This is a genomic window from Kitasatospora purpeofusca (assembly GCF_034043715.1).
GTDB classification, from domain to species: Bacteria; Actinomycetota; Actinomycetes; order Streptomycetales; family Streptomycetaceae; genus Kitasatospora; species Kitasatospora purpeofusca_A.
Genome location: NZ_JAXCLC010000126.1, coordinates 1 through 10,812 on the forward strand (window position 1 = coordinate 1; position 10,812 = coordinate 10,812).

The window sequence follows — 10,812 nt, forward strand, 5'->3', positions numbered from 1 at the left end:
GGGGGGGGGGGCGCGGCCGGGGGGGCCCCCCCCCCCCCCCCCCCCCCGCCGATTTCCGCGTGAACGACCGAAACCCTTCCGGGACACCCGAGGTTCATGTGATCCATCCCACAGTTTAAGGTGGTCCTGGCGCCGCTCCGGGCCCCTAGGCTTGCGCTGGAAGTTGGCAGTCGTACCACCCTCGGGCCCCGTCCGGGATCGGTGACGGGACTCTCTGGGAGCTGAGACGATGCGCCGTCGACGGTGGAAGCACGTCCTGATCGGCGCCTTCGCGGGCGCCGCCGTCCTCGCCGACGCCGGTGCGGCCGCCGCCCAGGCCGCCGCCGCCACCGAGCAGTTGGCCATCTCCACGCCGCCGGCCGGCAGCGCCGCCTGGGTCGAGGACCACTCCTACGGGCACGACCTGCCCGACCCGGCCACCACCGCGCCGGCCGCCGCCGCCGAGTTCTTCGACCGGCTCTCCCCGGCCGAGACCGACCGGCTGGTCGCGGCCTACCCGCTGGTCGTCGGCAACTACGACGGCGCGCCGCTCGCCCTGCGCTACCGGGCCAACCGGGTGGCGCTGGCCGCCGAGCGCGACCACGCCCGGGCCCGCGCCGCCGATCCGGAGCTCGACCAGGACCAGCGCGCGCTGGCCGTCTCCCGCGCCAACGACGTGCAGAGCCTGCTCGCCACCGGCCGGCAGATCCTCGCCTTCGACCCGCGCGGCCGGGGCCTGCTGACCGAGGTCTGGGGCGACCTCGGGACCGCCGACCGGATCGCCGTGCTCGTCCCCGGCTCGGACGCCGACCTCGGCCACTTCGACCAGGCCGTGGAACCGCTCCGCTCCCCCGCCGGGATGGCCCGCGCGCTGTACGAGGAGGAGCACCGGCAGGCCCCGGGATCCCGCACCGCCGTCGTCGCCTGGACCGGCTACGTCACCCCCTCTGGCCTCGGCCCGGACGCGGTCACCTCCCGGCTCGCCGACGTCGGCGCGCCCCGGCTGCGCCGCCTGCTCGCCGGGCTGAAGGAGACCACCCGCCCGCAGGCGCCGCCCGCGCTGTTCTGCCACTCCTACGGCTCGGTGGTCTGCGGCACGGCCGCGCCGGACATCCCCCGGGCGGGCGCCTCCCCGACGGACACCGGCGGGGTCACCGACCTGGTGGTCTTCGGCTCCCCCGGCATGGGCGTGGAGAGCCGCTCCGAGCTGGGCGGCGGGGTGCGGGTCTGGGCGACCCGCAACGAGACCGACTGGATCGGCAACGTGCCGTACCTGGAGGTCGGCGGGCTCGGCCACGGCGCCGACCCGACCTCGGTGGACTTCGGCTCCGAGCGGCTCTCCTCGGCCCGCTCCTCCGGCCACAACGGCTACTTCGCGACCGGCACCGACAGCCTGCACAACTTCGCCGCCGTCGCCCTCGGCAGGGACCAGGACGTACTCCGCCCGGCCCCCGAGGCCTGACGACTCCCGCCGCGCGCGACGCCGGGCATCCCGCCTCCTGGGTCCCTGCCGGGCCCGGCGTCAGGCCGGGTCGGGCCGACGCGCCTCCTGGTAGAGCCGGACGGCGTCGGCGGCGGTACGGGCCATCTCCCGGCGGGCGGCCGGCGGGTGGAGCACCTCGGCGTCCGCGCCGAACGCCAGCAGGGCGCGCACGGCCGGCAACGACTGGAAGCCGAGCGCGAGTTCGACCCACTCCTCGGGCGCGCCGCCCCCGGTCTCCGGCGGCGGCGCGGTGAGCCGGGTGCCGTGGATCCGGACGAACATGTCCAGCCGCCCGCGCCGCACCCGCACCTTCACCGTCAACTCCTTCGGCAGCCGCTCCACCTGCTCGCGCAGCACCGTCCAGACCTCGCCGAGCCCCACCCCCGGCCGTCGGCGCACCGGCTCCTCGGCGGTCTCCGCGTACAGCACCCGGTCGGCCCGGAACAGCCGCGGCTCGCCGCGCAGATCGGCCACCAGGTACCAGACGGCGGCCTTGCTGACCAGGCCGTACGGGTCCACGGTGTACTCCGCCGGTGCGGGCGAGCCGCTGTGCCGGTAGCGCAGCCGCAGGCGCCGGTCGGCGAACACGGCGTACTGCAGCTCGCCGAGGTCGGGCCCCGGCGCGGCGCCGGCCTGGAGCCAGCGCGCCGGGTCGACCAGGATCCGCTCGCTGATCCGCTCGGCGCCGGGCCGGTGCGGGGCGGGCAGCGCGGCCATCACCTTGCGCAGCGCGGAACCCAGCGCGCCGTCCAGCCCGAGGTCGCTGTGCGCGCCCTGGGCGGACAGCACGAACAGGGCGCGCGCCTCGTCGGCGGTCAGGCCGCTGACATCGGTGCGGTAGCCGGGCAGCAGGCTGATGCCGCCGTGCCGGCCGCGTTCGGTGTAGACGGGCACTCCGGCCGTCGAGAGCGCCTCGACGTCGCGGTAGATGGTGCGGACCGACACCTCCAGCCGTTCGGCCAGTTCGGTGGCGGGCACCCGGCCGCGGGTCTGGAGCAGCAGCAGGATCGAGAGCAGGCGGTCGGCCTTCATGCCCCGAGGATCCCAGAAAACATGACGGCGCTTGTCAGGTTTTACCGGGAGATTGCCTCCGTACCGCAAAACCTTCCGCACCACTGGAGTTGAAAGTTCCCATGGACGCCACCCAGGACCCGCGCCCGCTGTACCTGCTCGCCCTCGACCAGCTGGAGAAGCTGATCGCCGAGGCCGCCCCGGAGACCCTGGACCGGCCCACCCCCTGCACCGCGTACGACCTGCGCACACTGCTCGGCCACGTGGTCGGCGGCATCCACCGGCTCGCCTACATGGGCGAGGGCGGCCGGTGCGAGGACGTCGCGGCGGCGACCGGCGAACTCCCCGACGACGGCTGGCCGGCCGCGCTCGGCCGGGCCCGGGCCCGGGTGACCGCCGCCTGGGCCGAGGACGCCAAGCTCGACCGCCCGACCTTCGCGCCCTGGGGCGAGGTGCCCGGCCGGGCCGCGCTCGGCGGCTACATCCTGGAGACCGTCACCCACGCCTGGGACATCGCCCGGGCGCTCGACACCGACCCCCCGCTGGACGAGCGGCTGGACGAGCGGCTGGCCGAGGCCGCGCTGGGGACCGCCCTGGCCGTGCTGCCGGCCGAACCCCGCGGCGGCGCCGTGCCGTTCGGCCCGGTCCGGCCCGCCCCCGCCGAGGCCGGTCCCTACGTCAGGCTCGCCGCGTACCTCGGCCGGGAGGTCTGAGGCCCCGCCTCACGGCTCCCAGCGCGCGACGCGGCCGTCGTACAGGTCGATCTTGCGATCGAGGACGGCCAGCGTCGCGTGCAGGTCCGCGATCCGCTGCCGCACCTCCTCCCGGTGGGCGAGCAGCAGATCGCGCCGGTCGGCGGAGGTCCGGTCGCCCTGGCGGGCCAGCTCCACGTACCGCAGCATGTCCGCCACCGGCATCCCGGTCAGCCGCAGCCGCCCGAGGAAGGCCAGCCGGTGCAGGTCCGCGTCGCTGTACCGGCGCTGGCCCGAGGCCGAGCGGTCGACCGGGTCCAGCAGGCCGATCCGCTCGTACCAGCGCAGGGTGTGCGCGGTCAGCCCGCTGGCCGCGGACACCTCGCCGATGGTGTGCCGCGCCGACCGGTCCGGCGCGCCGACCGGGTCCCGGAACACCTCGCCGCAGGTGCGCAGTCCGGCCTCGATCGCTGCCAGTACGGTCATGTCGGTTCCCCCGGTGCTGGACGTGCCGGCGCCACCGGCGCCGTGGAGTGCGGTCGGACCAAGCCTGCCACCCCGGCCGGGCGGGCGGCCCGGGCCGCCCGGTTAGAGTCGGCTCCATGGAGAGCTTGCGGAAGATCGAGACCTGGCCGGTGCCGCACGCGGCGGCGGCCGTCGTACGGGGCGCGGACGGCGCGCTGGTGGGTACGCACGGGCCGCAGGAGCACCTGTTCCCGCTGGCGTCGGTGACCAAGCTGCTCACCTCGTACGCCGTGCTGGTCGCGGTCGAGGAGGGCGTCTTCGAGCTGGACGACCCGGCCGGGCCCGAGGGCTCGACCGTCCGGCACCTGCTGGCCCACACCTCGGGCCTGGCCTTCGACGAGCACCGGGTGATGGCCGAGCCCGGCAACCGCCGGCTCTACTCCAACGCCGGCTTCGACGTGCTGGCGCGGACCCTGGAGGAGGCGGCGGGCATCGAGTTCGGCCGGTACGCCGCCGAGGCCGTGTTCCAGCCGCTCGGCATGCACGCCACCCTGATCAACACCGCGCACCGCACCCCGGCCGGGGCCGGCGGCCTGTCGACGGTCGCCGACCTCGCCCGGTTCGCCGCCGAACTGCAGTCGCCCAAGCTGCTCGACCCGGGCACCCTGCGCTCGGCGACCCGCGAGGTGGCCTTCCCGGGCACCGGCGGCGTGCTGCCCGGCTTCGGCCACCGCCGGCCGAACGACTGGGGCCTCGGCTTCGAGATCCGCGACGGCAAGGCCCCGCACTGGACCGGCACCACCAACTCCCCGGCCACCTTCGGGCACTTCGGCCAGTCCGGCACCTTCCTCTGGGTGGACCCGGAGGCCGGGGTGGCCTGCGTCGCGCTCACCGACCTCGACTTCGGCCCGTGGGCCGCCGAGGTCTGGCCGGTGCTGTCCGACGCCGTCCTCGCCGAACTCCGGGGCTGACGGCGGCAGTACGAGGCTGCACGGGGGGGCAACACCAGGCGGTACGGGCAGCACAAGGCAGGACTTGGGCAGTACGGCGGCAGCGGCGCCGTCAGCCGTACGAGACCGGCGAGTGCATCTCCCACAGGAGCAGCTCCGCGCCGGTCCCGCCGGCCGTCGGCGCCGCGAAGGCGTCCCCGGTGATCCGCACGCTGTCCCCGGGCGCCATCGAACGGCCGCCGCCCTGCGGCCCGGGCACCGTCCGGTAGCCGAGCGAGCCCGCCGTCAGGTGCGCGTAGCGGTAGGCGGCGGCCGGCAGCGCCGGCAGCGGCCGCCACGGCCCGGCGGTCACCAGCCACAGGGCGGCGTCCCCGCGCCGCAGCCGCAGCGCCTCCGTGCCGGCGTCCCGCGCCAGCCCGGAGGCGAGCAGCGTCAATCCGTCGGCCGCCCGCTCCACCCCGCGCAGCCCGTACACCGGCGGCGCGTCGAGGACGTCCGGCTGGAGCCACATCTGGACGAAGCGGACCGGGCCGTCCGCGCCGCCGACGTTGCGCTCGGTGTGGCTGACGCCGGAGCCCGCGCCCAGGTGCTGGACCATGCCGGGCCGCACCACCCCGCTGTGCCCGTGCGAGTCCCGGTGGGCCAGTGCGCCTTCCAGTACCCAGGTGAGGATCTCGGTGTCCCGGTGCTTGTGCTCGTCGAACCCGGCGCCGGGGGCGAGCTGTTCCTCGTTGCACGCGAGCAGGGCCCCGAAGTGCGTGTTCCTCGGGTCGTAGTGCCCGGAGAAGGAGAACGCGTGCCGGGTCTCGACGCCCTCGGCAGGGGTCGAGAGGTAACGCTCGGCGGTACGGCGGAGATCGGCCCTGGGACGGGCTGGGGCATCGGTCACGGCCCCACCGTAGTGCCGGCCCCGGCGGGTGTGACCGGCACCACCCCGCCCGTCCGCCGGGGCCTGTGCACGAGCAGTCACTCCGGTGAGGCAGTCTTGTCCCTGTGCCAGCCGCCTCCGCGAACTCCAAGAGCGATCCGACCGCCCCCGACAGAAACGGGAAGGGCCCGACGTCCGGTGCCGGGAGAGACCGGCCCGGGCGGGCGGCACCGCGCCTGACCGCGCAGGAGCGCCGGCTCGCCGCCGACCGCGCCGAGCGCCGGGTCGCGACCCTCAAGCGGCTGGAGAAGTCCTCCGGCAAGCTCGCCTCGGCCGCGATCGCCAGGATGGACGACCAGCTCGGCTGGTACCGGCGGATGCCGCCGGAGCACCGGTCCTGGATCGGCCTGGTCGCCCAGGCCGGTATCGCCGCGTTCACCGAGTGGTACCGCAAGCCGGACGCCCCGCAGGCGATCTCCACCGACGTCTTCGGCACCGCGCCGCGCGAGCTGACCCGGGCGATCACCCTGCGCCAGACCGTCGAGCTGATCCGCACCACCATCGAGGTGATGGAGGAGGCGATCGAGGAGGTGGCCGCCCCCGGCGACGAGGCCGACATGCGGGAGTCGGTGCTGGTCTACGCCCGGGAGATCGCCTTCGCCACCGCCCAGGTGTACGCCCAGGCCGCCGAGGCCCGGGGGGCGTGGGACGCCCGGCTGGAGGCCCTGGTGGTCAACTCGCTGCTCTCCGGCGACGCCGACGAGGGCGTGCTGTCCCGGGCCGCCGCGCTCGGCTGGGGCCAGCCCAGCCAGGTCCGGGTGGTGATGGGCTCCGCCCCGGACGGCGACAGCGAGCTGGTGGTGGAGGCGATCCGCCGGGCCGCCCGGTACGCCAAGCTGCACGTGCTGACCGGGGTGCTGGGCAAGCGCCTGGTGGTCGTGGTGGGCGGCGACAAGGAGCCGGTGCACGCGGCCCGGGCGCTGATCGGCCAGTTCGCGGCCGGTCCGGTGGTGGTCGGCCCGACCGTGCCCGACCTGCTCTCGGCGACCCGCTCGGCGCACGCCGCCGCGGCCGGCCTGCGGGCCTGCGCGGCCTGGCCGGACGCCCCGCGGCCGGTGCTGGCGGACGACCTGCTGCCGGAACGGGCACTCGCGGGCGACCAGGCGGCCCGGCGCCAGCTGGTGGAGGAGATCTACACACCGCTGGACGAGGCCGGTTCGGCACTCCTGGAGACCTTGAGTGTCTACCTGGAGCAGGCCTCCTCACTGGAGGGCGCCGCCCGGATGCTCTTCGTCCACCCCAACACGGTGCGCTACCGGCTCCGACGTGTGACCGACGTCACGGGCTACGCTCCCTCCGACGTGCGTTCGGCCTTCACCCTGCGTATCGCACTGGCGCTGGGGCGGCTCACGGCCACCGGAGAGTCAAGCTGACCACGCTGTAGGGACCTTACAATCCCGGATGCTTTTCTTCGTTACCGTCGCCTACCCGCCCCCGGGCGCCTGGCGAGAGAGGGTTGAACCGTGCTCGTAATCGTCGCCCCTGGACAGGGTGCCCAGACCCCCGGTTTCCTCAGCCCCTGGCTGGAGCTCGACGGCGTCGCCGACCGCCTCCGCGGTTGGTCGGAGGTCGCCGGGCTCGACCTTGTGCGCGCGGGTACCGAGGCGGACGCCGAGGAGATCAAGGACACCGCCGTCGCGCAGCCGCTGCTGGTCGCCGCCGGCCTGGTGACCGCCCGCGCGCTGTTCCCGGACGAGAACGCCGCCCGCGGGCTGGTCGGCGCCGTCGCCGGCCACAGCGTCGGCGAGATCACCGCCGCCGCCGGCGCCGGGGTGCTGAGCGCCCACGACGCCCTCACCTTCGTACGCGAGCGGAGCCTGGCCATGGCCGAGGCCGCCGCGGCCACCGAGACCGGCATGGTCGCCCTGCTCGGCGGCGACGCCGAGGCCGTCGCGGCCAAGCTGGCCGAGCACGGCCTGACCGCGGCCAACAACAACGGCGGCGGCCAGATCGTCGCGGCCGGCACCCTGCCGCAGCTGGACGCGCTGCGCGAGGACCCGCCGGCCGGCGCCCGGCTGGTCGCGCTGAAGGTGGCCGGTGCCTTCCACACCTCCCACATGGCCCCCGGCGTCGAGCGGCTGGCCAAGCTGGCCCCGACCCTGACGGTCGCCGACCCCGAGGTCGCCTACGTCTCGAACCAGGACGGCCAGGTGGTCGCCTCCGGTGCCGAGGTGCTGAGCCGGCTGGTGTCGCAGGTGTCCAACCCGGTCCGCTGGGACCTCTGCATGGAGACCCTCCAGCGGCTGGGCGCGACCGCCGTCATCGAGCTCGCCCCGGCGGGCACCCTCACCGGACTGGTCAAGCGCAACCTCAAGGGTGTGGCGACGCTTGCCCTCAAGACCCCCGCCGACCTGGACAAGGCCCGCGCCCTGGTCGCGGAGCACGGCGGTCAGGAGCAGGAGCAGGCATGAGCAACCCCCCCCAGATCCGCCCCGTCACCGGTGCGCGGTACTCGCGCATCCACGGTGTGGGCGGCTACCGGCCGGTCCGGGTGATCCCGAACGCCGAGGTGCTGACCTGGATCGAGTCCTCGGACGAGTGGATCCGCACGCGCAGCGGGATCGCCGAGCGCCGCTGGGCCGGTCCGGAGGAGTCCGTCGCCGAGATGTCGGTGCAGGCCGCCGGCAAGGCGATCGCCCAGGCCGGGATCGACCCGGCGCGGATCGGCGGCGTGATCGTCGCGACCGTCTCGCACCTCAAGCAGACCCCGGCCGTCGCCACCGAGATCGCCGAGCGGCTCGGCTGCGGCACCGCCCCGGCCTTCGACATCTCGGCCGCGTGTGCCGGCTTCGGCTACGGCCTCGGCCTGGCCGACGGCATGGTGCGCGGCGGCAACGCCGAGTACGTGCTGGTGATCGGCGTGGAGCGGCTCAGCGACCTGACCGACACCTCGGACCGTTCGACCGCGTTCATCTTCGGCGACGGCGCCGGCGCCGCGATCGTCGGCCCGTCCGACACCCCCGGCATCGGTAAGGTCGTCTGGGGTTCGGACGGCTCGCAGAAGGACGTCATCTCGCAGACCGAGTTCTGGGACACCGCCTTCGCCAAGGAGGGCGCCATCAACGGCGCCGGCGAGGAGACCCGGTGGCCGGCGCTGCGGATGGAGGGTCAGACGGTCTTCCGCTGGGCGGTGTGGGAGATGGCGAAGGTGGCCCAGCAGGCGCTGGACGCCGCCGGGATCACCGCCGACCAGCTCGGCGCGTTCATCCCGCACCAGGCCAACATGCGGATCACCGATGCCATGATCAAGGCCCTCAAGCTGCCCGAGTCGGTGCCGGTCGCCCGCGACATCGCGGAGACCGGGAACACCTCGGCGGCCTCCATCCCGCTCGCGATGGAACGCATGCTGGAGAGCGGTGAGGCCCGCAGCGGGGACCTCGCACTGATCATCGGGTTCGGGGCGGGTCTCGTGTACGCCGCGGCGGTCGTTACGCTCCCCTAGGCGTTTTCTGCCCGATCCACCACAAACCTGCGTCCGTCCGCCGGGCGGCCGCATTCAACACCGAAGAGGAGCAGCCAGTATGGCTACCAAGGACGAGGTTCTGGAAGGTCTCGCCGAGATCGTCAACGAGATCGCCGGCATCCCGACCGAGGACGTCGAGCTCGACAAGTCCTTCACCGACGACCTGGACGTCGACTCGCTGTCCATGGTCGAGGTCGTCGTGGCCGCCGAGGAGCGCTTCGACGTCAAGATTCCGGACGACGAGGTCAAGAACCTGAAGACCGTCGGCGACGCGGTGAACTACATCCTCACCAACGCCTGAGCCGTCGACTCCGTCGATGCCTGAGATCGGCCGACTCCCCGGGGTCGGCCGACCCGCCGGCCGGGACGCCCACCGGGCGCCCGGCCGGGCCCACATTCGGCCCGCCGCCGACCCCCCGCACGAACGTGAGAGAAGAAGATCCAGTGACCGTTGAAAACCGTACCGTGGTCGTCACGGGTATCGGCGCCTTCACGCCGCTGGGCGGCGACGCCGCCACCACCTGGGAGAACCTGCTCGCCGGGCGCTCCGGGGTGGCTGTCCTGACCGAGGAGTGGGCCGCCGAGCTGCCCGTCCGGATCGCCGCGCGCACCGCCGTCGAGCCGGGCGAGATCCTCCCCCGTCCGCTGGCCCGCAAGCTGGACCGCTCGGCGCAGTTCGCGCTGATCGCCGCCCGCGAGGCCTGGGCCGACGCCGGTTTCGAGACCCCGGCCACCGACGAGTCCTCCAAGCTGGCCCCGGAGCGCCTGGGCGCCGTGATCGCCTCCGGCATCGGCGGCGTCACCACCCTGCTCGACCAGTACGACGTACTGAAGGAGAAGGGCGCCCGCAAGGTCTCCCCGCACACCGTCCCGATGCTGATGCCCAACTCCCCGGCGGCCAACGTCGGCCTGGAGGTCGGCGCCCGCGCGGGTGTGCACACCCCCGTCTCCGCCTGCGCCTCCGGCGCCGAGGCGATCGGCTACGCGATCGAGATGATCCGCAACGGCCGCGCCGACGTCGTGGTGGCCGGCGGCACCGAGGCGGCGATCCACCCGCTGCCGATCGCCGCTTTCGCCAACATGATGGCGATGTCCAAGAACAACGACGACCCCGAGCGCGCCTCCCGCCCGTACGACAAGGGCCGGGACGGCTTCGTGCTCGGCGAGGGCGCCGGCGTGGTCGTGCTGGAGTCCGTGGAGCACGCCGAGGCCCGCGGTGCCCGCATCTACTGCGAGGCGGTGGGCCAGGGCCTGTCCTCGGACGCCCACCACATCGCCCAGCCCGAGCCGACCGGTGCCGGCGTGGCCCGCGCGCTGGCCGACCTGTTCGAGCGCAACCAGCTCGACAAGGCCGAGATCGTGCACGTCAACGCGCACGCCACCTCGACCCCGCAGGGTGACACCGCCGAGCTGAAGGCGCTCCGCAAGGAGCTGGGCGAGGAGCTCGACCACATCGCCATCTCGGCGACCAAGTCGATGACCGGCCACCTGCTGGGCGGCGCCGGCGGTATCGAGACCGTCGCCACCGTGCAGGCCCTCTACCACCGGCTCGCCCCGCCGACCATCAACGTCGAGGAGCTGGACGACGACGTGGACGCGGACATCGTCCGCGGCGAGGCCCGCCCGCTGCCCGAGGGCCGGATCGCGGCGCTGAACAACTCGTTCGGCTTCGGCGGCCACAACGTGGTGCTGGCCTTCCGCTCCCGCTGACCCGGGGGGTCCGCAGCCGGACCACTTCCGGACGGCACCGGACCCGCACTGGGACCCGCATCCGACGAGGAGGGGGGGGGGGGGGGGGGGGGGGGGGGGGGGCCGCCGCCGGCGCGGCCGCCCCGGGCGGC

Annotated in this window: 11 protein-coding genes; 8 read left to right on the forward strand and 3 right to left on the reverse strand. The window is 74.6% G+C overall.

The annotated features are described in order from the left end of the window. Positions 1 to 229 precede the first annotated feature (229 nt). Positions 230 to 1,441 carry an alpha/beta hydrolase gene (locus SM793_RS35345; protein ID WP_320442438.1) on the forward strand — a complete coding sequence of 404 codons (1,212 nt, stop codon included), beginning with the start codon at positions 230 to 232 and terminating at the stop codon, positions 1,439 to 1,441. Positions 1,442 to 1,501: 60 nt separating this feature from the next. Here the strand turns inward: SM793_RS35345 and SM793_RS35350 are convergent, their stop codons facing one another. Continuing rightward, the gene (locus SM793_RS35350) at positions 1,502 to 2,494 is read right to left on the reverse strand and encodes a helix-turn-helix transcriptional regulator (RefSeq protein ID WP_320442439.1); all 993 of its coding nucleotides are present in this window, start codon (positions 2,492 to 2,494) and stop codon (positions 1,502 to 1,504) included. Between the two features lie 101 nt (positions 2,495 to 2,595). Between SM793_RS35350 and SM793_RS35355 the strand changes: the two genes are divergently transcribed. Continuing rightward, entirely contained in the window at positions 2,596 to 3,186 is a 591-nt protein-coding gene (locus SM793_RS35355; RefSeq protein WP_320442440.1) for a TIGR03086 family metal-binding protein, read from the forward strand. A gap of 9 nt (positions 3,187 to 3,195) precedes the next feature. Here SM793_RS35355 and SM793_RS35360 read toward each other — a convergent pair whose 3' ends face one another. After that, positions 3,196 to 3,651 (reverse strand): MerR family transcriptional regulator, encoded by a 456-nt coding sequence (locus SM793_RS35360; RefSeq protein WP_320442441.1) that lies wholly within the window; start codon positions 3,649 to 3,651, stop codon positions 3,196 to 3,198. A 116-nt stretch (positions 3,652 to 3,767) separates the two neighbouring features. On the opposite strand from SM793_RS35360, the gene SM793_RS35365 reads away from it, so the two are divergent. Further along, entirely contained in the window at positions 3,768 to 4,601 is an 834-nt protein-coding gene (locus tag SM793_RS35365; protein WP_320442442.1) for a serine hydrolase domain-containing protein, read from the forward strand. Positions 4,602 to 4,692: 91 nt separating this feature from the next. Here SM793_RS35365 and SM793_RS35370 read toward each other — a convergent pair whose 3' ends face one another. Further along, the gene (locus SM793_RS35370) at positions 4,693 to 5,469 is read right to left on the reverse strand and encodes a pirin family protein (RefSeq protein ID WP_320442443.1); all 777 of its coding nucleotides are present in this window, start codon (positions 5,467 to 5,469) and stop codon (positions 4,693 to 4,695) included. Positions 5,470 to 5,684: 215 nt separating this feature from the next. Here SM793_RS35370 and SM793_RS35375 point away from each other — a divergent pair, with 215 nt between their 5' ends. The 5 genes from SM793_RS35375 to fabF all read left to right on the forward strand — a co-directional run bounded on the left by SM793_RS35375 (position 5,685) and on the right by fabF (position 10,681). Then, positions 5,685 to 6,881: a helix-turn-helix domain-containing protein gene (locus tag SM793_RS35375; RefSeq protein ID WP_320442447.1), complete on the forward strand. Its 1,197-nt coding sequence runs from the start codon at positions 5,685 to 5,687 to the stop codon at positions 6,879 to 6,881. Between the two features lie 90 nt (positions 6,882 to 6,971). Continuing rightward, complete coding sequence (locus SM793_RS35380; protein ID WP_320442444.1) at positions 6,972 to 7,919, forward strand: ACP S-malonyltransferase; 948 nt, start codon at positions 6,972 to 6,974, stop codon at positions 7,917 to 7,919. Continuing rightward, a complete protein-coding gene (locus SM793_RS35385) occupies positions 7,916 to 8,950 on the forward strand; it encodes a beta-ketoacyl-ACP synthase III (protein WP_320442445.1) in 1,035 nt (344 codons plus the stop codon). The genes SM793_RS35380 and SM793_RS35385 overlap by 4 nt, the downstream gene beginning before the upstream one ends. A 79-nt stretch (positions 8,951 to 9,029) precedes the next feature. Beyond that, complete coding sequence (locus tag SM793_RS35390; RefSeq protein ID WP_030310143.1) at positions 9,030 to 9,272, forward strand: acyl carrier protein; 243 nt, start codon at positions 9,030 to 9,032, stop codon at positions 9,270 to 9,272. A gap of 143 nt (positions 9,273 to 9,415) precedes the next feature. Then, positions 9,416 to 10,681, forward strand: a complete 1,266-nt coding sequence (gene fabF, locus SM793_RS35395) for a beta-ketoacyl-ACP synthase II (RefSeq protein ID WP_320442446.1) — start codon at positions 9,416 to 9,418, stop codon at positions 10,679 to 10,681. Positions 10,682 to 10,812 lie beyond the last annotated feature (131 nt).